The organism is Streptomyces coelicoflavus, from assembly GCF_045041415.1.
Classification (GTDB): domain Bacteria; phylum Actinomycetota; class Actinomycetes; order Streptomycetales; family Streptomycetaceae; genus Streptomyces; species Streptomyces coelicoflavus.
In genome coordinates, this window is record NZ_CP108219.1 from 287,112 (window position 1) to 308,391 (window position 21,280).

17 protein-coding genes are annotated in these 21,280 nt (G+C 71.0%); 9 read left to right on the forward strand and 8 right to left on the reverse strand.

The window, feature by feature from the left end; translation table 11 throughout:
* Window positions 1-18 precede the first annotated feature (18 nt).
* Both OHA99_RS37030 and OHA99_RS37035 read right to left on the reverse strand, forming a co-directional pair.
* Entirely contained in the window at window positions 19-1,569 is a 1,551-nt protein-coding gene (locus tag OHA99_RS37030) for a 4-hydroxyphenylacetate 3-hydroxylase N-terminal domain-containing protein (protein ID WP_405699175.1), read from the reverse strand.
* 476 nt (window positions 1,570-2,045) lie between these two features.
* Window positions 2,046-2,963 carry a LysR family transcriptional regulator gene (locus OHA99_RS37035; RefSeq protein WP_331728175.1) on the reverse strand — a complete coding sequence of 306 codons (918 nt, stop codon included), beginning with the start codon at window positions 2,961-2,963 and terminating at the stop codon, window positions 2,046-2,048.
* A 275-nt stretch (window positions 2,964-3,238) separates the two neighbouring features.
* On the opposite strand from OHA99_RS37035, the gene OHA99_RS37040 reads away from it, so the two are divergent.
* A complete protein-coding gene (locus tag OHA99_RS37040) occupies window positions 3,239-4,384 on the forward strand; it encodes an MBL fold metallo-hydrolase (protein ID WP_405699176.1) in 1,146 nt (381 codons plus the stop codon).
* A 27-nt stretch (window positions 4,385-4,411) separates the two neighbouring features.
* On the opposite strand, the gene OHA99_RS37045 is transcribed toward OHA99_RS37040, so the two are convergent.
* Window positions 4,412-5,002, reverse strand: coding sequence for a helix-turn-helix domain-containing protein (locus tag OHA99_RS37045; RefSeq protein WP_331728180.1), 591 nt, complete (start codon window positions 5,000-5,002; stop codon window positions 4,412-4,414).
* A gap of 120 nt (window positions 5,003-5,122) precedes the next feature.
* Here OHA99_RS37045 and OHA99_RS37050 point away from each other — a divergent pair, with 120 nt between their 5' ends.
* The gene (locus tag OHA99_RS37050; protein WP_331728183.1) at window positions 5,123-6,241 is read left to right on the forward strand and encodes an ABC transporter permease; all 1,119 of its coding nucleotides are present in this window, start codon (window positions 5,123-5,125) and stop codon (window positions 6,239-6,241) included.
* The gene (locus OHA99_RS37055) at window positions 6,238-6,918 is read left to right on the forward strand and encodes an ABC transporter ATP-binding protein (protein ID WP_331728186.1); all 681 of its coding nucleotides are present in this window, start codon (window positions 6,238-6,240) and stop codon (window positions 6,916-6,918) included. The genes OHA99_RS37050 and OHA99_RS37055 overlap by 4 nt, the downstream gene beginning before the upstream one ends.
* Before the next feature lie 190 nt (window positions 6,919-7,108).
* Here the strand turns inward: OHA99_RS37055 and OHA99_RS37060 are convergent, their stop codons facing one another.
* From OHA99_RS37060 to OHA99_RS37070, 3 genes are all read right to left on the reverse strand, one after another.
* Window positions 7,109-7,864 carry a hypothetical protein gene (locus OHA99_RS37060; protein WP_331728189.1) on the reverse strand — a complete coding sequence of 252 codons (756 nt, stop codon included), beginning with the start codon at window positions 7,862-7,864 and terminating at the stop codon, window positions 7,109-7,111.
* A complete protein-coding gene (locus tag OHA99_RS37065) occupies window positions 7,851-8,369 on the reverse strand; it encodes a SigE family RNA polymerase sigma factor (RefSeq protein ID WP_165687709.1) in 519 nt (172 codons plus the stop codon). The genes OHA99_RS37060 and OHA99_RS37065 overlap by 14 nt, the downstream gene beginning before the upstream one ends.
* Window positions 8,370-8,519: 150 nt before the next feature.
* Entirely contained in the window at window positions 8,520-9,035 is a 516-nt protein-coding gene (locus tag OHA99_RS37070) for a SigE family RNA polymerase sigma factor (RefSeq protein WP_331728194.1), read from the reverse strand.
* Between the two features lie 238 nt (window positions 9,036-9,273).
* Between OHA99_RS37070 and OHA99_RS37075 the strand changes: the two genes are divergently transcribed.
* The 6 genes from OHA99_RS37075 (at window position 9,274) to OHA99_RS37100 (ending at window position 15,695) form a co-directional block, all read left to right on the forward strand.
* Window positions 9,274-10,206 (forward strand): hypothetical protein, encoded by a 933-nt coding sequence (locus tag OHA99_RS37075; RefSeq protein ID WP_331728197.1) that lies wholly within the window; start codon window positions 9,274-9,276, stop codon window positions 10,204-10,206.
* The gene (locus OHA99_RS37080; protein WP_331728200.1) at window positions 10,203-11,633 is read left to right on the forward strand and encodes a peptidoglycan-binding protein; all 1,431 of its coding nucleotides are present in this window, start codon (window positions 10,203-10,205) and stop codon (window positions 11,631-11,633) included. Before OHA99_RS37075 ends, OHA99_RS37080 begins: the two co-directional genes overlap by 4 nt.
* A complete protein-coding gene (locus tag OHA99_RS37085) occupies window positions 11,630-12,355 on the forward strand; it encodes an ABC transporter ATP-binding protein (protein WP_331728203.1) in 726 nt (241 codons plus the stop codon). Before OHA99_RS37080 ends, OHA99_RS37085 begins: the two co-directional genes overlap by 4 nt.
* A 68-nt stretch (window positions 12,356-12,423) precedes the next feature.
* Window positions 12,424-13,626, forward strand: coding sequence for an ABC transporter permease (locus tag OHA99_RS37090; protein ID WP_331728242.1), 1,203 nt, complete (start codon window positions 12,424-12,426; stop codon window positions 13,624-13,626).
* A gap of 255 nt (window positions 13,627-13,881) precedes the next feature.
* The gene (locus tag OHA99_RS37095; protein WP_153182130.1) at window positions 13,882-14,487 is read left to right on the forward strand and encodes an RNA polymerase sigma factor; all 606 of its coding nucleotides are present in this window, start codon (window positions 13,882-13,884) and stop codon (window positions 14,485-14,487) included.
* Window positions 14,484-15,695: a CU044_5270 family protein gene (locus OHA99_RS37100; RefSeq protein ID WP_331727664.1), complete on the forward strand. Its 1,212-nt coding sequence runs from the start codon at window positions 14,484-14,486 to the stop codon at window positions 15,693-15,695. Before OHA99_RS37095 ends, OHA99_RS37100 begins: the two co-directional genes overlap by 4 nt.
* A 1,130-nt stretch (window positions 15,696-16,825) precedes the next feature.
* Here the strand turns inward: OHA99_RS37100 and OHA99_RS37105 are convergent.
* Window positions 16,826-19,513, reverse strand: coding sequence for a Helicase associated domain protein (locus OHA99_RS37105; protein ID WP_331727662.1), 2,688 nt, complete (start codon window positions 19,511-19,513; stop codon window positions 16,826-16,828).
* A 477-nt stretch (window positions 19,514-19,990) separates the two neighbouring features.
* Window positions 19,991-20,299, reverse strand: coding sequence for an ankyrin repeat domain-containing protein (locus tag OHA99_RS37110; protein ID WP_366471724.1), 309 nt, complete (start codon window positions 20,297-20,299; stop codon window positions 19,991-19,993).
* Between the last annotated feature and the right edge of the window lie 981 nt (window positions 20,300-21,280).

Below are 21,280 nucleotides of genomic sequence, written 5' to 3' on the forward strand. Positions count from 1 at the left end.
AGCGGGAGCGGCGCGGGGTCAGCGCTTGAGGATGCTGACGTCGTCGGGGCCGACGAGGTCGGGCACGGTCCAGCCGTCGAGGTCGTACTCGTCCATGGCGCTCTGCGCGAAGTCCTTGAGGCGGTCGAGGAGGCCGCTGCCGCGCGCGCCGAACAGGTTGGTCTGGCGCGTCACGTCGTTGCTGCCGATGTAGTTGATCTCGTACAGCTCGTGGCGCGCGCCGAACTCCGTGCCGATGGAGTCCCAGAGCATCTTCATGACCTTGACGCGTTCCTCGGCGTCGATGCCGCCGGTGCCGCGCAGGTAGGTGTCGAGGTAACCGCGGATCTCGGGGGTGGCGAAGTCCTTGGCGTGGGAGTTGAGGTAGATCAGCCCGCTGGCGACGACCTGCTCGATGATGTTCTTGATCTTCGGCATGGCGAGCTGGTTCATCACGCGGTACGCGCCGGCGAACTGCGGGTCGGGCTGGATCATGCCGCCCTTCCACGGCACCGCGCTCTTCGCCATCGCGTCGGACAGCGCCCAGAAGGTGTTGCGCCAGGCGATGACCTCGCCGAGCTGGGACATGACGCCGTGGAACTGACCGGCCCCGGTGACGTCGAGCGCCCGGGCCAGCATGCCGACCAGGAAGTCCATCTTGACGGCGAACCGGGTGCAGCCGTGCAGCGAGGCGCGCTCCAGGTAGCCGGAGTGGATGTTGTACTTGTTGGCCTGCTCCAGGTCGTTGTAAATGAAGGCGTTCTCCCAGGGGACGAACACGTCGTCCAGGACCAGGATCGCGTCGTTCTCGTCCAGCCGGCTGGAGAGCGGGTAGTCGAAGGGGCTGCCCAGCGCCGCAGCCCGGTACTCGTTGGAGGTGCGGCAGAGCAGCTTCACGCCGGGGGCGTTGGTGGGCGTGATGAAGACGGGCGAGAAGGCCGGGTCCTGTACGGCGACCTGGCCGACGTGGCCGACGAAGGTGTGGTGGGTGAGGGCCGAGCCCGTGGCCACCACCTTGGCGCCCTTGACGTAGAACCCGGCGTCGGTCTCCCTGGTGACCCGGATGAAGACGTCCTTGCCGGCGTCGGCGCCGAGCCCGCGGTCGACCGGCGGGTTCATGATGGCGTGGTTGATGTACCAGGTCTTCTCCTGCGCCTTGCGGTACCAGGCGCGGGCGTTGTCCTCGAAGCCGCGGTAGAACTCGGCGTTGGCGCCCAGGGTGCCGAGGAAGCAGCCCTTGTAGTCGGGCGAGCGGCCCATCCAGCCCCAGGCGATCTTCTGCCACTCGGCGATGGCGTCGCGGGAGGCGACCTGCTCCTCCACGGTGCCGGGCGCCCGGTAGAAGCGGTGGGTGAAACCGCCCCACTCGGTGGGCGCGGTGAGGATGTCCTTGCGCGCGGGGTCGTGCAGGGCGTCGTACATGCGGGCGACCATGCGGGCGCTGTTGCGGAAGGCCGGGTGTTCGGCGATGTTCTTCACCCGCTCGCCGTAGATCCACACCTCGCGGCCGTCGTTCAGGCTTTCCAGGTATTCGGCCCCGGTAAAGGGAATGTGCTCGCGGCCCGCCGGGGTGTTCGCCGACTCATTCATGTTTCCCGCCATCACTGACCGGCCCCTTCTTTTCGTTCACGGAACCGGGCCGAGCCGTCGGTTCGCGCAACCAGTACGCGGGCAGCGATCGAGTGCCGGGCCATTTCCCGTGCCGATCCGAAGCCGCCTGCGCCGTCGAATTGCCGAGGAGACTGGCACGGTCGTACGGAGGGCGGCAAGGGTTTCCGTGAAGGGTGCCGAGGGACCGGTGCGGGCGTCCGGGGTCCTGGGCGCCGCCCCGGGACTGCGCCGGTGCACGTCTCTGACCAGCAGGTTCATCCTGCGTCAGGCGGACGGGTGACACACGGAACACTCGACCTCGTGTGACGCGCGTCACTAGTCAATCAAGAATTTCCCCGGGCTTTTCGCTCGCATTCCGCCGGCCTTTCCATACCAGGCGCGAAGGGGGGCTGTGCGGTTCCCTGTATGGCTTGGGTCATGGCGCGACGGTCCGGGTCATGGCGCGACGGTCCGGGTCACGGCGCGATGGCCCGGCGGTGCTCCGCGATGGTGCGGGTCGCCTCGATCCACCGCCTCATCAGCGGGGTCACCTCCGCGCCGCGCTTCCACAGGAGGGTGGCCTGCATGGGCGGCAGCCAGCTCGGCGGGTCGAGGAGGGCGACGGAGTCGCTGCGGCCGGCGATGCGTTCGGTCACCGGGGCCACGCCGAGGCCCGCGGCGACGAAGGCGAGCGCGGTCTGGGGCGTGGAGACCTCGAGGACCCCGAACGAGGGATCCCCGGCCAGGGCCTTCTCGGCGGCGTCCGGCATGCCGGAGAAGGCGGGGATCCGGGCGGGCAGGATCCAGCGCCCCCAGCCCCTGCCGTCGGGATGCGACTCCGCCGCGCGGTACCTGGGGACCGCGAGCTTGATCGGGATGTCCAGGATCGGCCGCCAGTCGCAGCCGTCCGCGACGAACCCGGCGAACTTGTGCGGGCCGAAGGGGATGCACCCCATGTCGAGTTCGCCGGCGAGGATCCTCTGGACGATGACGTCGGGCGTCACGTCGGCCAGGCTGACGCGCGCCCCGGGCGCCTGCTCGAGGAACTCCGCCAGTACGTCGGCGATGAGTTCGTTGATGACCATGGGCTCCACGCCGAGGTGGAGGTCGCCGACCGCACCCTCGCCCATCAGGCGCAGCGTCTCGACGACCCGGTTGCGGTCGGCGATCAGACGCTCGCCGGTGGCCAGGAGGTGGAGCCCGGCCTGGGTGGGGTGGACGCCTTTCGCCGTCCGTTCCAGCAGACGCACTCCCAGCTCGCGTTCCAGTTTGGCGATGGCGTGACTCACCGGCGGCTGCGTCATCCCGAGATTCTTGGCGGCCTGCGAAACGGAACCCGCCCCGACGACGGCTCTGAAGTACTCCAGCTGACGAAAGTCCATGCCCGTGTGCATTTCACGCCCCTCAGGAATTGTCAACGAACCCGACCACGCCCGCCGCCATACAGGAAACCATGGACCCCTCCAAGGGAACGTGTATGGGATGTCCGAGCCGCCTGGGCGCGATTCCCCGGAAACGGCCCCGACCCAGCGTGACCTGCACCACATTCCACTCGGTTGATTTCTCGTCCCCATTGCCGGACCCGAATTCCCGTGCAAGTCTTCCGGCGATTCGGCGCGCCTTTTCGTCTCTCACCTTTCAACCCCTTCACCCGGCAAGGCGGATGACCATGTGTGATCTGTGCGGTTCCGAAGCTCCCGTCGAGGGCGGGCACGGCGTCGGCAGGCGCTCCGTGCTGACCGCTCTCGGCGTCACCCCGGTGGTTCTCGGGCTGGCCGGTGCGGGCCCGGCGGCGGCGGACACCCGGTCCGGAGCTTCGGGCCACCCCGGCGGAGCGCACTGGGACCCCCTGGAGCTCGTGCTGCTCGGTACCAAGGCGGGCCCACCGGTGGACCCGCTGAGGGCCGGGATCTCCAGCGCGCTCGTCGTCGACGGTGCCACGTACGTCGTCGACTGCGGACGCTCGGCCGTCACCCAGTACATACGGGCCGGTCTCACGCTGGCGTCCCTCAGCGGCATCTTCATCACCCACCTGCATGCCGACCACGTCGCCGACTACTACAACTTCTTCCTGCTCGGCGGAAGCGTCCCCAACCAGGAGGGCGACCGGCTCACCGGCCCGGTCCCCGTCCACGGCCCCGGCCCGGCCGGAGGGCTCCCGCCGAAGTTCGGCGGCGGGGACGCCCCGACGGTGGCACCGGACGACCCGACCCCGGGCCTGGCCGCGCTGACCGACCGGTGCCACGCCGCGTACGCGTACAGCACCAACGTGTTCCTGCGCGACATGGGCATCCAGGACGTCCGGGGGCTCGCCGACGTCCACGAGATCGAGCTGCCCGAGGTCGGAGCCGACCACACGAACACCGCACCGCCGATGAAGCCGTTCGTGGTGATGGAGGACGACCGGGTCAGGGTCTCCGCGATCCTGGTGCCGCACGGACCGGTGTTCCCCTCGTTCGCCTACCGCTTCGACACCGACCACGGCTCGGTCACCTTCTCCGGCGACACCACGTACAGCGACAACGTGATCACCCTGGCCAGGGGCTCGGACATCCTCGTGCACGAGGCGATCAGCGTCGAGGGCCTCGAGGCGCCCGAGGTCTTCGTCGACCACCTCCTCCAGTCCCACGTGGAGGTCCAGAAGATCGGCCCGATCGCCCAGCGCGCCGACGTCGGCACGCTCGTGCTCTCGCACATCTCCGAGGTCGCCGCGAACCCGATCGACCCGCGCAAGTGGAAGCGGTGGGCGCAGCGCGGCTACGACGGCAGGGTCGTCGTCGGCCAGGACCTCCAGCGCGTCAGACCGCGTCGATAACCGCCGTCGGTGGGGCCGCCGGCCGGGTCACCGCGGTCCCGCGAGCGAGGTCACCGCTCCCGTGGCCAGACGGACCGCCCGCCGGGTCACGGCGTCGAAGTCGTCGCCGGACTCCACCGCCGTGGTGGCCGCGTTGACGAAGCCCTGGAGCAGGCGCGCCGTGCGGTGCGGGGTGTCGTCCCCGAGGTCGGTGAGCGCGGTGATCAGGGGTTCCAGGATCTGCGCGTGGGCCTGTGCCGCGCCCTCTCTGAGCACGGCCGCGTCCCGGTCGCCGGCCAGCGCCTGGGCGATGCGGTGCTCCCCGTCCCGCACCAGGATCAGCTGCGCCCGCACGTAGGCGGCCACGGCTTCCTCGGGGGTTTGGGCGTCCGCCATCTCGGCGCGGATCCGGGAGGTCCAGCGGGGCGCGGCCTCCCGCACGACCTCGGCCAGCAGCTGTCCGCGGTCGGCGAAGTACTTGTAGACGCTGTTGCGGGCCAGTCCGGTACGGGCGGCCACCGTGGCGAAGGTGACGGCCGAGGCGTCGCCCTCCTCCAGGATCTCGCGCGCCGCGGCGACCAGCGCGGCACGCTGCTGGGCCCGGTGGTCGGCGACGGAGGCTGCACGGATCTTGGGCACGTCGTCAGTGTAGGAGGCGGCCGGCCCGGGACGGAGGGACCCCCACTTGGGGACGCCGTGTCGCCATCTTCTATGTTGGGGACACAGTGTCCCCAACATTCTTCCTGGGAAGGCCTTCCCGTGTACTTGGCTCTGCTCGAACTGAAGGCGGCCCGTGGCCGCTTTCTCCTGATGGGTAGCGTCGTGGTCCTCGTCGCCGCGCTCGTCGGCATCGTCAGCGGTTTCACCACCGGACTCGGCGACGACACCATCTCCGCGCTGCGCAGACTCCCCGCGACCCACCTCGCCTTCGACCGCGGGGCCGACTCCGACCAGTTCGCCCGCAGCCTGGTGGGCGAGGCGGAACTGGACGGCTGGCGCGAGCGCGACGGCGTCGAGGCCACCCCGCTCGGCGTCTCCATCGCCCGTGGCACCACGGACCGGAAGGTGGAGGTGGACTTCGCCGCCTTCGGTGTCGAGCCCGGCTCCTTCCTCGACCCCGGCGCCGCCTCCGGCACGGCCCTGTCCGCCGGCGGGCCGTCCGGCGTCGTCGTCTCGCAGCAGCTGGTGAAGGACGGCGTACGCGTCGGCGACACCCTGACCGTCGACCGCCTGGGTCTCGAACTCGAGGTGACCGGCACGACCGGGCGCTCCTCGTACGGGCACGTCCCCGTCGCCTACCTGCCCGTCGAGACCTGGCAGCGCATCCGCTTCGCCACCCCCGGCACACGGGCCGCCGACGTCGAGCCGCCGCACCAGTACAGCGCGGTCGCCCTCCAGGCCGGAGCCGGAGCGGATCTCACCGCGGCGGACCGGGCCCTGACCACCCGGACCGTGACCGTCGAGGACGCGTACGCCGCCGCTCCGGGCTACACCGGAGAACGTCTGACGATGACGTCGATCCAGGCGTTCCTCTACGCCATCGCACCGCTCGTCGTGGGCGCCTTCTTCGCGGTGTGGACCATACAGCGCCGCCCCGAACTCGCCCTGCTGCGGGCGATGGGCGCTTCGCGGGCGCGACTGCTGGGCCACACCCTCGCGCAGGCCGCGATCGTGGTGACGGCGGGTGCGGTGCTCGGAGCGGCGCTGGCCGCGGTGCTGGGCCTGGTGGTCGGCTCCGCGGTCCCCTTCAGCCTTCCCGCCGGAGCACTCGTAGCCACCATGGCGACGGTCGTCCTGGTCGGCCTCGCCGGCACCGCCGTCACGCTGCGCAAGGTGACCACCGTTGACCCGATGACCATGCTGGGAGCCGGCCGATGAGCCTCGAACTTCTCGACGTCACCGTACGACTGGGCCGCGGCGAGTCCCGCGTCACCGCGCTGAGCGAGCTGACCGTGAGCTTCGCGCCCGCCGCCCTGACCGCGCTGGTCGGCCCCTCCGGGTCGGGCAAGTCCACCCTGCTGGCCGTCGCGGGCGCCCTGCTGCGGCCGGACGCGGGCCGGGTGCTGCTCGGGGGCGAGGACATCGCGGGACTGTCTCCCGCCGAGCAGGCGCGGCTGCGCCGGGAGCGGATCGGCTACGTCTTCCAGAGCGGCAACCTCCTCAGCGGTCTCACCGCCCTCGAGCAACTGCTGGCCGCGGCGTCCGTCGCCGGCCGCTCACCGCGAGCGGTACGCGCCCGCGCCACCGAACTGTTGTCCGAGGTCGGTCTGGGGCACCGGCTGCGGCACCGGGCCGACCAGATGTCCGGCGGGGAACGGCAGCGCATCGCCCTCGCACGCGCACTGCTGCTCGAACCGGACGTCCTGCTGGTCGACGAGCCGACGGCCGCGGTCGACCGGGAACGGGCGGCCGGCCTCGTGGAGCTGCTCGCCGCGACGACCCGCCGCCACGGCTGCGTGACCGTGGTCGCCACGCACGACCCGGTCGTGGTGGACGCGGCGGACCACGTGGTCGACATGGTCCGGCTGCGTATCGGAGCGGACAGCCCACTCTGACCGCCGGGCAGCGCCGACCGGCGTAGAGACGGACCCCGGGCCGGTCCCGCCACCGCGTCGGCCCGCCGTGCGCCTGCCTGCCCGCCGGCCCCTCGGCAGGCGGGCGGGGCAGGCGCACGCGTGCCCACCAGCGGCAGCGCCGGAATGCCCGGCACCACACTGGGTGTCGTGACCCCGGGCGAGTGTCGATCTACCGCCTCAGATCACGGCCGTCGGCCGCGCCTCGCGGTTCTGTCGACGTGGTGTCGTCGTAGGCCGCACTGTTGATGATGGCCTTGACCTCGGCGAGAGTCGTGTCCGACGCGTCCCTGAGACAGACACGAACGAAGGGGAATTTTTCTATCCGGTCGGAGCCCAGTAGGAACACACTCCCGGCGCCGACCCACTCCTGGTCCCCTCCGAGCGTACGGCAGCCCTTGCCCGGCCGTGAGTACGAGCTGGGCTCGAGGGCCGTGTCCGAGTCGAAGGCTTCCGTGACTTCTGCGTGACGGAGGAAGATCAGAGCCTCTCCCTCGGCAAGTCCGGTCAAGGGCGGGCAGCGGTAGTCGTCCGTGTCGATGACGATGCGACACGATGTGGCAGGCAAAGTCCTGTTGGCGACATAGACGCCGGCGGTGGCGGACCGGTCCGCAGGTTCGCGCGCGTACCAGCCGTTGGGCAGATCGAGACTGAGTGCTCCGTCCGCGAGGTGGGTCCGATGACTGTGCGGGGACTGCGCGGCGACCTGATTTCGCAGCGGCTGGATGACGAGGGAGCCGTAGAGCAGGGCGATTGCCGTCCCGCACGCCACGCCCGCCGCCCAGGCCGCGCGCCGTCGTCTGCGGGCCCTCACCCGCCGGTGAACCCGGCGCATGCGGTCCGCCGGAGCCGGCAGGCTGGGCACCGCGCGCTCCAGCAACTCTCGCAACTGCCGTTCCCGCACGTCCTGTTCGTCAGCGTCGTACACCGTGCTCTCCCTCCTGCGCGTGCGTGTGCAGGGCCGGCAAGTCGCGCAGCGTGCGCAGTGCCTTGGCGGCCTGGCTCTTGACCGTGCTCGGGCGGCAGCCGAGTATCCCGGCGGTCTCCTCGACGCTCAGGTCCTCGAAGTAGCGCAGCACGATCACCGCCCGCTGCCGGGTCGGCAGGGCACGCACCGCGGCGGCGAGCGAGTGGTGCAGGTCGACCCCCGCGTACGTGTCCGCCGCGGCCGACGCGGGCACTTCGTGGTGCGGAACCTCCGCCCTCCACCGTCGCTGCCACCACGACGAGAAGGTGTTGACCAGGGCCTTGCGGGCGTAGGCCTCGGGATTGCCGTCGGCGATCCGGTGCCATTTGGGCCACAGCTTGGCCAGTACCGTCTGCACCAGGTCCTCGGCCAGGTGGGCGTCGCCCGTCAGCAGCCAGGCCGCGCGCAGCAGCCGTGGACCGCGTGCCGCGACGAAGGCCTCGAAGTCCGACGACGAGCCTTTCACCGGTGTCCCTTCACTCTCGCGCCCGAGCCCGGGACAGACGTCCCGGGCGCTCCGGGTGCCCGGCGACCGCGTCGTGACGGGCCCCGGCCCGCCCCCTGCCCCGAGTGTGTCCGTGCCGTGGGCGACGGAGGTGAGCGCCCGGCCCACCGCTCACGCCGCCAAGCCCGCGTCGGCGCCGCCGATCAGTGACCGCAGCGTCGCCACGCCCCGTGAGGCGAGCGAGGAGACCGTCCCCGGGGCGCAGTTCAAGTCGTCGGCGACCTGCCTCTCCGGGAGGTCGCAGTAGTGGCGCAGCACCACGGCCGTCCGCTGCCGTCGCGGCAGATGGGTCAGTGCGGCCGTCAGCCCGAGGCGGGCCTCCACCAGGTCTGCCGAGTCGGCTGCGGAGGCAGGCTCCGGCACTCTCTCCGTGGGCTGCTCACCCCGCCAGCACCGTCCGGCGGCGCGTGCGGCCGCACGCACCAGTATCCGCCGGGTGTAGGCCTCCGGTGCGCCGTGCGCGATCCGGGGCCAGACCAGCCACAGCCTGACGAGTGCCTCCTGCACCAGGTCCTCGGCCGTGTGACGGTCCCCGCCCGCCAGGGTGCGGGCGTAGCCCAGGAGAGCCGGCCGGCGGGTCGCCACGAACTCACCGAACTCACGTTCCGCCGCGCTACTGATCCGCATGCGCTGTGCTCCTCGTCTGTCATGTTCTCCGGGCCGGGCGGGCGGCCCGCGCCGCCTGCCTTTGCCCCTGTAACCGGGTGACGGCCGGGGTGCGGCGGCCCCGACTCCGTGAAATGTGGTGGACGTCACAAGCCGGCCGTGCAGGAAAGCGGCTGGGCCAGCGCCTTTCCCCTGTGCGGCGATGTCACGGGGCCGGACCGCCGCACGACGTCCCCCATCGAACGGACAAGTGATCCCCTTGCGACTACGCAGTACGTTGACGGCGCTCGCGGCTACGGGCCTGGTCGCCCTGTCGGCCTGCGGCCAGAGCGACTCCGGCGCGTCCTCCCCCGGAGAGACCCAGGGCGGCGCCGCCCGGGACGGAGACAGTGCGTCGGCCGCGCCGGGAGGCGAGTTGACCGTCCCGGAGGACGCCGACCCGGATACGAAGAACTACTACCTGACCGAGAACGCGATAGCGGCCTGTATGAAGAAGCGCGGGTTCAGTTACACACCGGTTCCCGGCATCACACCGAACGAGGACATGAACGCGGGCGAGGGAAAGGACTACGGCCTGGCGAAGAAGTACCGGGAGAAGTACGGCTTCGGTACCTACTCGCGCATCGTCTATCCCAACGACCCGGCCGTGGCCCTGCCGGAAGAGGAGAGCAACCCCAACGAGTCCTACCGCAGTTCCCTTCCCGCCGCGCAGCAGAAGAAGTACGACAAGGCATTGGGACGGTTGCGCGCCCTCCGCAAGACCAACGGCGTGATTCAGCGTCCCCCCAAGGACGGATGCCTCGCGCAGGCCGAACGGAAGGTGTACGGGCCGCCCAAGTCGAAAGCTCAGCAGGACCGGGAGATCGCGGAACAGCAGGAACGCGACAAGCAGGCCGGGCAGGCGCTCAACGGAGACCCCCAACTCGTGTCCCTCGCCCAGGCCTACGCCGACTGCCTGCGCAAGGAAGGCATCACCGTCACCACCACTCAGCCCACCAGCATCGCCGACATGGTGAAGTTCCAGGTGGCCGACCAGATTCCGCCGGGCGGGCAGCCGGGAAAGGAAGAAGCACTGGCCAAGCTTCCCGGTGAGATCGACCTCGCGCTCAAGGACCTCGAGTGCGGCAAGCAGTTCAGGGCCGCGTACTGGCCCAAGTACGACAAGAACCCCTACGTGGGGAACAACGGGTGAAGCGCCGCAGGAGACAGCAAAGCAGCCGCACCAGACGACTGGGTGCGACGGTCGCCGCGGTCGCCGTGATCGGAGCGGGCGGCTGGTTCGCCGGCACCCGCATGCAGTCGCCCGCCGACGCCGCCGCCTCGCAGCGGGCGCCCAAGGCGGGTCCGGTGACCGTGCCGGTCGAGCAGCGCACACTGACCGCCACCGTGGTGGCCCAGGGCAGCCTGGAGTACGGCTCCCCGCGCGGTATCACCCTGGCCGGCGCCGTGGGCTCCTCCCAGGAGGGCGACGAGGAGGACGGTGCAGCACAGCGGGTCACCAAGGCGCCCTCGGCCGGAAGCCGGCTGAAGGAAGGCGACGTGTTCATGCAGGTGAGCGGCAGGCCGGTGCTGGTGCTGCGCGGGTCGGTACCGATGTACCGCACCCTGGGCCCCGGTTCCTCGGGGGACGACGTCAAGCAGTTGCAGAAGGCTCTGAACAGGCTGGGCTTCTCGACGGGCGGCGTCACCGGGACCTACGGCCAGGGCACGGCGTCCGCGGTCGGCCGGTGGTACCGGAACAAGGGGTACACGGCGCAGGAGCCGACCAGCGCCGACCGGCAGAGGCTGGGAGACCTGGAGACCGCGGTGTCCGACGCGCAGGTCGCGCTGCTCACCGCGCGTGGCGACGCCGAGCAGGCCCCCGGCGGCGGTACGCCCAGAAAGGACTCGGAGAAGGTCCGGAACCTGCACATCAAGTCCGCGGAGAAGCAACTGGAGCTGGCGAACTCGGCGCTGAGCGCCTTCAAGGCCGGCTACGGAACCAAGGTACCCGCAGGAGAAATCGTCTTCCTGCCGCGGCTTCCGGTCCGTGTCGACAAGGCCAAGGTACGCGCCGGTGACACCCCGGACGGAGAGGTCGCCACCGTGACGAGCTCCGACGTCGTGGTCGAAGCGGTCGTGCCGGGTTCGGACGCCGCTTCCCTGCGGGAAGGCATGACCGTCCGGGTCACCACAGCGGACGGCAAGGAGGCCGAGGGTGTGCTCCGAGAGATCGGAGGGTCGGGCACGACACCTGAGGACACCGGGACGGGCCCGGACGCCGAACCCGGCGGGGAGTCCGGGAGTGGGGAGTCCGAGAGCAGCGGAACGTCCGGCGACGGCACCTCGGAACCCGTGCCCCTGAAGGTGACCATCGCGAAGCCCGGCCCGCTCGCCGAGAACACGGGCGGCGCGGCGACGGTCACCATCGAGGTGGGCGAGTCGGACGGCAAGGTTCTGGCCGTACCCGTCGCCGCGGTGCAGACATCTGCGGGCGGTCAGGCCCGCGTGCGGGTCGAGCGGGACGGACGGGTGAGGCGCATCGATGTCGTCCTCGGCATCTCCGCCGACGGGCTCGTGGAGGTGAAACCGGACGGCGGCGCGCTCAAGAAGGGCGACCTCGTGGTGGTCGGCCAGTGACCGCAGAGCCGGCCCCCACCGAGGCGCCCGACCGGGACGACGTCATCAGACTGGACGGCGTCCACCGCGTCTTCGACTCCCAACCGCCCGTACACGCCTTGCGCGACGTGCACCTGACGGTGAGGCGAGGAGAGCACCTGTCGATCGTCGGACCGTCCGGATCGGGGAAGTCGACCCTGCTGAACACCCTCGGCCTGCTGGACACCCCGACCTCGGGCGACTACTGGCTCGACGGAGTGAGGACCGGGGCCCTCAGCGACCGGCAGCGCACCTCGCTGCGCGGGAGCAGTGTTGGTTTTGTTTTCCAGCTTTTTCATCTGCTTCCTTATCGGAGTGTGGAGGAGAATGTGATGTTGGGGGAGGTGTATCGCGGGCCGGGCGCGGGCGGGGGGCGTCGTCGGCGTGCCGAGCGGGCCGGAGCGGTGCTGGAGCGGGTGGGTTTGTCCCATCGCAGTGGTTTCCGGCCGGATCGTCTCTCTGGTGGTGAGTGTCAGCGTGTCGCTATCGCGCGGGCTTTGATGAGTGAGCCGGCTCTGCTGCTGTGTGACGAGCCGACCGGCAATCTCGACAGCGAGAGCACGCACTCGGTGCTGGAGCTCTTCGACCGGCTCGGTGCCCAGGGTATGACCCTCGTCGTGATCACTCATGACGATGCGGTCAGCCGGTGTGCCGGCCGGCGGGTCCGTATCCGTGACGGGCGGCTCGTGGAGGAACCCGCGTGAAGCGCCGTCACCGCGTCACCGCTCCCGCTGCTGCTGTCGGTGTGGGGAAGGGGGTGGAGCGTCCCCGGATCCATCCGAAGGATTTGTGGACGGAGGCATTGTCGGGGGTCCTGGCCCGCCCTGTGCGTTCCGTGCTGACCACGCTGGGTACGGTGCTGGGTATCGGCACGCTGGTCGTCACGGTCGGGGTGGCGTCGACGGCCGCTCACCAGATCGTGGGCCGGTTCGATGCGCTTGCCGCCACGTCGGTCACCGTCGTGGTCCCGCCGCCGCCCCCGGCGTCGGAGACCGTGCCGCTGGTGGGCTGGGACGACGTCGATGCCGTCGGCCGGCTGGCCGGGGTGGAGTCGTCCGCCGCGCTCGCGCAGAGTGACGAGCTGGCTGCCGTGCAGGTGCGGGCCAACGACGTGGTCACGCCTGGTGGCTTGTCCGGCCAGACGCTGGCGGTTGTCGCGGCTTCGTCGTCGCTGCCGGTGGCGGTGCGCGGTGAGGTCACGGCCGGCCGGTTCTACGACCGGGGTGACATCGCCCGCGGCGCCAGAGTGGCGGTGCTGGGCGACCAGGCCGCTCGCCTGCTCGGTGTCACCCGGGTGGAGGACGCGCCCGCGGTTTTCTTCAACGGTCTTTCTTTCACCGTGATCGGGATCCTCGGCGGAATCGAGCGTGAGCAGCGCCTGTCCACCTCGGTGATCCTGCCGCCCACGACGGCCAGGGACCGTCTGGGCCTGGACACGGTGAACCGCGTCCTGGTCAACACTTCCCTCGGTGCCGCGCAGCAGGTAGCCCGGCAGTCTCCCGTCGCCCTGGCACCGGGCAGCGCCAAGGCGCTCACCGTCCTGGCTCCGCCCGATCTGTCGAGGGCACGCAAGGGTGTCCAGGGCGACGTCAACGGTCTGTTCCTGGTCCTCGGGCTCGTCTCGCTGATCGTGGGTGCTCTCGGTATCGCCAACGTCACGCTGGTCACCGTGATGGAACGGGTCGGAGAGATCGGGTTGCGGCGTGCCCTGGGCGCCTCGCGCCGGCAGATCGCCGCTCAGTTCCTCCTGGAGTCGACGACGATCGGGCTGCTGGGGGGCGTGATCGGTGCCGCGCTGGGGGTTGTCGTCGTGGTGGCCGTGTCGGCGGTCAAGGACTGGACTCCCGTACTCGACGGCCGGCTTGCCGTCGGCGCTCCGGTCGTCGGCGCGGTGGTCGGCCTGCTGGCGGGTGTGTATCCGTCGCTGCGGGCTTCCCGGATGGAACCGGTCGAGGCGTTGCGAGCCCCGTCGTGAAGACTGCCCCCGGGGACCGGCGCGGGGGCGTACTGGACGGCCCGCCTGCCGTCCGCAACCGCGTTTCTCGTGCCATGAGTTCGGCTGATCGAGGGTGACCGGGGACTGGCACGGCCGTGGCCGCGGGAGGACGAAGGGGGACATTGTTCTCGGCGTCTTCGGGCGGGAACGGCGGCCCGTGTGGGAGTGAGGTGGATCACTGGAACGCGTCCGGGGGCGTGGAGAGAACAAGGTGTGAGGAACTCAGACAACGACCTGCGGCGTCGTGTGCGCACCGGTGACCGTGAGGCGTTCGCCGAGCTGTACGAGGCGTTCGCCGGCGCGGTGTACAACCATGGTCTGCGGCTGACCGGTGACTGGTCGGCGGCGGAGGACATCATGTCCGAGACTTTCCTGGCCGCGTGGGGCAACCGTGCCGCGGTGCACGAGGAGGGGGGCACTCTGCTGCCGTGGCTGCTGGGCATTGCCACCCACAAGGCGGACAACGCACGGCGCAGCGTGCGCCGGCGGCAGCTGTTCCTGACGCGCCGGCCGCAGGCCACGGCGGTGGAGGACTTCGCACCGGAGGCGGCCGGGCGTCTGGACGACGTGCGCCGGCTGCGTGCCGTTCAGGCCTGCCTGGGCCGGCTGCGGCGCCACGAGCGGGAGGTGCTCGCCCTGTGCGTGTTCTCCGGTCTGGACTACCGGCAGACGGCTCAGGCGCTGGGCATCTGCGTCGGCACCGTACGGTCCCGTCTGTCCCGCGCGCGCAAGAAGCTCGCCCGGCTTGCCGAGGAGAACATGGAACTGCCCACCGTCCGCGGAGAGATGACAGGTGCGGCTGCACTCGCGGCCGTGCCCGTGCGGAAGGAACTCACATGAACGGCAGGCCGAACCCGAACCCGGCTTCTTTCGAGCCCTCGGACGAGCGCGAGGAGATTGCCCGTCTGCTGCCGGCCCCGGCCGACTGGGACCTTCCGCGCGGGCGGCACCTCCATCACAAGGACCTCTTGATGCGACACATCGACCGCGACCAGGCCTCCACCACCGTCACCACCACCGCCGCCCCCACCACCGCCGCCCCCGCCGCCCCCACCACCACCGCCACCACCGCCGCCCCCGCCGCCACCACCGCCACCGCCGCCGCCGCCGCCACTGCCGCCCCCACCACCGCCGCCGCCGCCACTGCCCCCACCACCCCCGCCGCTGTTGCCCGGCCGGGGCGCCGACGGCTGCGCCCCGTACTCCTGGCGCCCGTGACCGCGCTGGCCCTGGCCGGTATCGTGACCGCGGCCTTCGCCCTGAACGACGGCGACCGCAAGCCCGCCGCCGGCACGTCGTCCGACGCGGCCGCGGACATGCAGCCCGTCTCCGCTCTCCTCGGGCAGATCTCCGACGCCGCGGGCAAGCGTGACACTCCCACGGTGCGGGACGACCAGTTCTCCTATGTCAGGGAGAAGGTCCGCGAAGCCGACCTGTCCAGTGGGAAGGCCGTCGTCGGCCCGCTGCACGACTACGAGCTGTGGCTCTCCCAGGACCCCGAGCCCGTGCAGAAGCAGGGCCTGATCCGCAGCGACGGCAAGACCGTGCCCCTCAACGCCGAGTTCGGCGACACGAACGGCACACCGGCCGGCTTCAGCCGCCCCACCTACCAATGGCTGGCCTCGCTGCCGACCGACCCCGGCCGGCTGCTGGACCACCTGTACGCCAAGGCACCGCAGGCCGAGAACAGGGAACGCGACCAGGCCGTCTTCGAGCAGATCGGCGACCTCCTCGACCAGGTGATGCCGGCACGTACGGCCGCCGCGCTCTACCGGGCCGCAGCGAAGATCCCCGGCGTCACCGAGACCCCTCGGGCCCAGGACGCCGTCGGCCGCCGGGGCCTGGGCATCGCCCGCAGCGACACGAAGAACGGCGTCGTCACCGAATGGGTCTTCAGCACACAGGACTTCACCTACCTCGGCCACTCCACCCGCCTGACCAAGGACACGCCCTACGCCGAGGCGGGGACGCTCCTGGACAGCTCGGCCCTCCTCAAGAGCGCGGTCGTCGACAAGCCCGGCCGGCTCCCCGGCAGCGAGAAGAAGTAGGAACGGCCGGACCGGTCGGTCCTGCGGCTGTCGCCCGGTCCGCCCATGCTCCGCACGTGGGACTGGAGGACCGCGGTGTTCTGCCGGACGCGGAGCGGGAACGGCCCCGGCCCGTCCCGCCGGAGCGGTACGGGCCGCGGAAGGACGGCGGGTCCACGTGTGCCGTCGGCGCTGCCGGCCGACGCGGTCGGCGAGATCGACGGGGGCATCCCGGTGAACCCCACCAGTGCGCGCCGCTCCGCCCCGCAGCCGCCGCACCGGCCGGCCTGTTCGCGGCATACGGGCCGGCCCTCACCGTGCCGCCCGCGCCCCCACCGGCATCCGCCCCTGCACCGCCGCCCCCGGGCCCGCCGCCGGCCGTCCCGCCCACAGCGCATGGAACAGCGCGGGACACACAACCCGCCGAACTCCCGGCCCCGCCTACGCCCTCCCACGGCGGCGCGGGCTCGGCGAACGCCTCCTGCAGGGCGGCAGCCGGCAACCGACCACCGTGGTCCGGCGGGTGCCGGTGTCCGGCCAGCCAGGCCACATCGCGTCGGTAGATCGGGTCGAGAGGCCCAAGCCCCCACGACCGCCGGCCCGCCGCCGTACAGATCTCTCCGACTACCGCAGCGAGAGACCGCTGCCGCCGGGTCAGCTCTCCGCCCCCTGTGCAGTCGGCGAGCACCCCGTGGCCATCGGCCGGCCGGAGCATCGGCTGAGGAGCATGCGCCCGCACCCCGCTCGGCACATGCCACCGCAGTCCAAGCGGCCGGGCGTTCCGGCCCGCTGACGCGTGGATTCGCGGTCGAGGAGCACCCCACGCAGTCGCGCCGCTGCGGACCCGTAGTGCACCAGCGGCCCGGTGGTGGCCGACCGCCACCGTCCCGGCGCCCGCCGCTTGCCTTTGCGGGCCGGGAAGGCTTCAGCGGCGGACAGTTTTCGAAGACCACGTGGGCGGCCGCCCATGACCGCCTCGGACACTCAGTCGCCCCGCCCGCAGTCCGAAACAGCACGTCCACCGAATCGGCTTCGGACCGCCACGCCCTCGCTCCGCCACGCCCTCGCTCCGCCCCACCCAGCATCCTGCATACAGAACCAAACGGCTTATCAGCCCGTCCGGTACTGGGCGCGTGCCGCATCGGCGAACATCAGCTGCGCCCGGACCGTTCTGCAGCCCAGGTGTAGCCCAGCTCTGCGAGGGCGGCCCGCTGATCCGCATCCAGCCGGTCACGCCTGGCCTTTTGGTTACTCAAGAACACACCCAGCCTGATCGCCGAACCGTCAGGCAGCTCCTCAACGTGTGCCCTCCCGACGACGGTTCTGCCTTCCCGCTGGATGTACTGGGTCAGGGCTGCCAGACCGCGTTGGAACGCGTACTGCGCCTTGGCCGGGCGGCCCTTCGTCGCACGCTGGGGCGCCGGGGCGGGTGCCGGCGTCTCAGCGGGCTGTACGCCCAGCGCTGTCAACCGCTGCTGCTGTCCCTCGGAGAGCTCCACCCAACTGCGGCGTTGCCGCTGAAGCCATTTGCCGAGGTCGTCGCCGTCCATGAGGACGCCGGGTGCGATGTCGGGCAGGACTCCGCCGGGTTCGTCGGCGGCGAGGTGGGCGAGGTGGCGGTGGTGGCGTTGCCAGTCCAGTGGCCAGGGGCAGTCCCAGTCGGGGTCAATCGAGGCCAGCTGCGCGTCCCGTGTCCGCGCCCGTTCGGGGTTCTTGCCGAGGCCGCCCTTACGCCTGAGATTCGCCAGTAGCTGACCGATGGGGACAGGCTTGCCGTCGGCGGGATCGCCCCACAGGGCGTCCTGCCTCGGGGCCATGTGCCCGTGCGCACGGTGGTACGAGCGCAACACCGCCAGCTTCGTCTCCCAGGCTTCTTCGCCGGGCTCCCAGACCGTGCCGGCCTCCGGCGCGTCGAGCAGCGTCTTGCGCCGCTCCTCGAGCTCCCCGGCCCGCCGCGCTTTTCGCTGCTGGTGCACCCACCGCCCCAGCGGAAAGGCCCTCGTGACGCCGACCTCGACCTCGGTGTCGTAGGGGACGGCGTGCAGGCCGGTGATCTGGTGCTCCTTCCGCCACCGCAGCAGCGCCTGATAGCCCTCCAGCCAGACCAGCGACTCCGGCCGGTAGACCCGGGTGCGCAAGAACGCCGCGATCGTCGCGGCGTCGCGCGGGGTGGAGAAGTGCAGCAGAGCCGACTCGACCGAACCGTCGGTGCCGCCCTGATCCTGGTCGCCTCCGCCCTCTCCGCCGTCGGCCGCGATGATCCGCCCGTCCTCGTCGCGCCGGATGTGAACCCTGCGCTTGCCGCTGGTGAGCGCACGCGAGGCGAGCTGCTCGACCAGGCGCTCGTCATGCGAGCGCAGGCCCTGCAGCACGGCTACAAGGGGGCGGTACGAGGCGCTGGCGACCATGTCGGCCGGGTCCTCGCCGGGCTCCAGGAACACCGGCACGATGATCCGCGCGACCTTCGTGGAACCGTCCCGGTTGAGCCGAAGAGCCCGGCCGATGTTCTGCACGATCTCGACCTGCGAGCCGCGGGTGTCGGCGAAGCAGACGGCCTCGACTCCCCGTTCGCCGGTGATGTCCACGCCCTCCCCAAGCACGCGACAGCTGGCGAGGAACGCCCGGTGCACACGGCGGCCCTCGGCGTCGATGCCGTTGGCGAACTCGTGCAGGGCTTCGCGTCGTTCGGTGACGAGGTGGTCGCCGCACAGCCACGCCGACCACACCCGCTCCGGCGGCACGTGGCGTCCTGCTTCCAGCTCGTAGAACCAAGCGCCGGCCGACGACGCGGGCAGCTTCTCCGCGGCCGCCAGGTCCTCGCCGGAGGCGTCGCGCGCGTACAGCGCGGCTGCGGTCTTCGACAGCTTCTCCGCGAAAACGGCGGCCTCCTCGACCTTCTGGTGGAACGTCATGACCGTACGCAGGTTGTACGCCGCCGCGTGCTCCAAAAGCGCGGTCTGCAGCAACGCCAGGCGCCGGCCCCGCCGCGCCTCCTCCGACTCCCCGACGATGGGGGAGGGGTCGCGGATCTCCAGGACGTCGATCTCGAACCCGGCGAGGATGCCCCGCTCGATCGCCTCGGAGAGCCCGAGCTCGGCGCCGGGAAGCCAGGCCCCGAAGATGCCGTCCGGGTCGTCGGCCATGCTCGCGAGCTCCACCTCCACCCCGCCCGCGCCCCTCTGCGGGCGGGGCGAGGCGAGGATCCGCGGGGTGGCGGTGAGGTAGAGCCGGAAGGCGGCGGGGATGCGGGCATGGTCGTGGATCGCCGCCCACGGACGGCCAAGATCACCCGCGGTTGAGTGGGCCTCGTCCACGATGGCGAGGTCGAACGGGGCCATCTGCTGGCCGTAGAGCCGCTCCCCGCCCGCCAGAGCGGCTTCCACCGGCCCGCGAACCGTCCGCCGGCCCGTCGGGTCCTCCGGGCCCTCGCGGTCCACCAGGGAGGCGTAGGTGGCGAACACGACCACGGGCCCGGACCCGGCCCAGAGCGCGAGCTGGATCGCATTCGTGGTGGCGCGCACCCCCAGCGCGTTCAGCACCGCGTCGTTCTCCAGCGAGCACACCGCCACCATCGGCGCCCGATGACCGACCACCCGCCACGCCTGCGCGGTCTGTGCGAGCAGGTCCAGGGTGGGCACGGTCACCAGGATCCGCCCGCCCGGGAAGCACTCCAGCGCGCTCGCGGCAGCCGTGATCGTCTTACCGGATCCCGTGGCGGACACCAGCGTGCCCCGGGCCCCCTGCCCCGGCACAGAAGATCTTGCATAAATTCTGACCCATTCTCGAATGGCTGCTTTCTGGGTCACCTGATGTTCCCGGAGACTGATCACAGAACTCATCCTTGTCTTTTCCCGGATGACATCACATTCCTCCACCACGACCCCGACGAGACTGCGGACGCGTCAGAGGCAGTGGTAGAGGCGGGGCAGGGGTACCTGTCGATCCCGCCGCGTGCGGGCAGCTCGTCCTCGAAGTCGCAGGCGGCGACGGCTTTAAAGCCACCGTGCCACAGTGCTTCGAGCACGGCCGTGACGGCCTGAACCACCTCGTCCGGCGTTCCCGCGGGGGCCTCGCACTCCAGCACGGTCGGCCACTGAAGGAAGTCGAAGGGATGGGCCCGTCGGCCGATGCTGTAGTCGTTGTGCTCGCTTCCACGCGCACCGGCCCGACGGTCAGCTCCGCACCATCCTCCTCAACGAAGCCGAGGGCGTCTCGAAGCCAACCCACGACCCGCGGGGCGGACACGGCGTCCACGTAGATCGAGGCGTCGCTGTAAGCGGAGTCCGGGCCGAGGGGCGAAGACCCGCGATCATTCGTCACGCGGCGCTCCCTGCGGATCTGGCCGGGGTGAGGGAGAAGGAGCGCTGGAGCAGCCGCTTGGCCGGTTCGTGGTGGTAGTACTCGGCGATCTGCAGGGGAGTCTCGCCGTCGATGGCCGGCAGGCGCGGATCGGCACCGTAGGCCAGCAGGATCGCCGTGGAGGCGGTGTTCAGCGGGTAATCCGCCTGCACATGGCCGTCGCCTTCCAGGTCGATCGCATGAGTCAGCAACGTGAGCTCGAAGCACACCTCGCCCGGGTCCGCCCCAGCGCCCAGGAGCACGGCGAGGGTCTCGTAGCCACTCATCTCCACGGCCTGATGCGCCGGTGTCCACGGCTCCACCTCAGGCCAAGTGCTACGCCACAGCGCATCGGAACCCATAGCGCCCCTTCCCTTCTCCACCGGCCTTGCTGGGCCGTGGCTATCACATCAGTGGACGGACCACGGGCATAAGACGCCGAAGCTGCAGCGGCCCCCGACCCTGCTACCGGTGTCCCCACATTACGCCAACTCTACATGCTGCATCACATCGAGAGACAGACTCGCGAAACCCTCGACAGAGCCCCCACTCAAGATCCCGTCCGACCTCCGGCGTGCATCGCGCATCGCGGGTACACGGTGCCGCATGGCACCGAAGACCGAACGCATCCAGTTCCTGCGGGCCGCGCGGCAACTGCGCCGTATCCGCTCCTTCTACGCTGCGGCCATCCTCCTGTGGGCAGGGTCCGCGGCCTGGACCGGCTGGCAGGCCCCAGGTAGCCGGCAAATGTGCCCGGGCCGTCCTCTTCCTGATCGTCTTCACCGCCCTGCTCGTCACCGCGACCCTCGCCCTGCGGCACCTCGCCGTTCCCGCAACAGGCCGGCCCGGGCACCACGCTGCCCCGCACAAGCTGCCGAGCACCCGCCGTCACGCTCCCGCCTGAGAGCCCAGCCCATCACTCTTCCCGCGAGTCAATCCGGGCGTGGACTCCGCCCGCAGGGGGCGGAGTCCACGGTCTGCTGACAGCCCGCTACCGGAGCACCACACCCCTGTCCCTGTAAGCGCTCGGGCCGAAGGCCCGTTGACGGGCCCGCGCAGCGGGTCCGTCCTGTGGCGCGCAGCGCCACTAGGCGGCTGGAGCGCAGCGCAGGCCACCGCAGCTCCGGGAGCGCAGCGGACGGAGCGTCACCACCCCGGCGCAGCCGGGTTGGTGAGCTGGACGAGCAGCGTCCAGCCAGCGCTTCCGCGGAGCGGAAGCGCAACACCCGCGCGCAGCGCGGGTGTTCGCTTGCCCATCGCGCAGCGAT

What these genes read in the sequence shown, in the direction of transcription:
- OHA99_RS37030 (WP_405699175.1), bottom strand. Translation starts at nt 1,569, where the DNA reads ATGAATGAGTCGGCGAACACCCCGGCGGGCCGCGAGCACATTCCCTTT.
- OHA99_RS37035 (WP_331728175.1), bottom strand. Translation starts at nt 2,963, where the DNA reads ATGCACACGGGCATGGACTTTCGTCAGCTGGAGTACTTCAGAGCCGTC.
- OHA99_RS37040 (WP_405699176.1), top strand. Translation starts at nt 3,239, where the DNA reads ATGTGTGATCTGTGCGGTTCCGAAGCTCCCGTCGAGGGCGGGCACGGC.
- OHA99_RS37055 (WP_331728186.1), top strand. Translation starts at nt 6,238, where the DNA reads ATGAGCCTCGAACTTCTCGACGTCACCGTACGACTGGGCCGCGGCGAG.
- OHA99_RS37070 (WP_331728194.1), bottom strand. Translation starts at nt 9,035, where the DNA reads ATGCGGATCAGTAGCGCGGCGGAACGTGAGTTCGGTGAGTTCGTGGCG.
- OHA99_RS37100 (WP_331727664.1), top strand. Translation starts at nt 14,484, where the DNA reads ATGAACGGCAGGCCGAACCCGAACCCGGCTTCTTTCGAGCCCTCGGAC.
- OHA99_RS37105 (WP_331727662.1), bottom strand. Translation starts at nt 19,513, where the DNA reads ATGAGTTCTGTGATCAGTCTCCGGGAACATCAGGTGACCCAGAAAGCA.
- OHA99_RS37110 (WP_366471724.1), bottom strand. Translation starts at nt 20,299, where the DNA reads ATGAGTGGCTACGAGACCCTCGCCGTGCTCCTGGGCGCTGGGGCGGAC.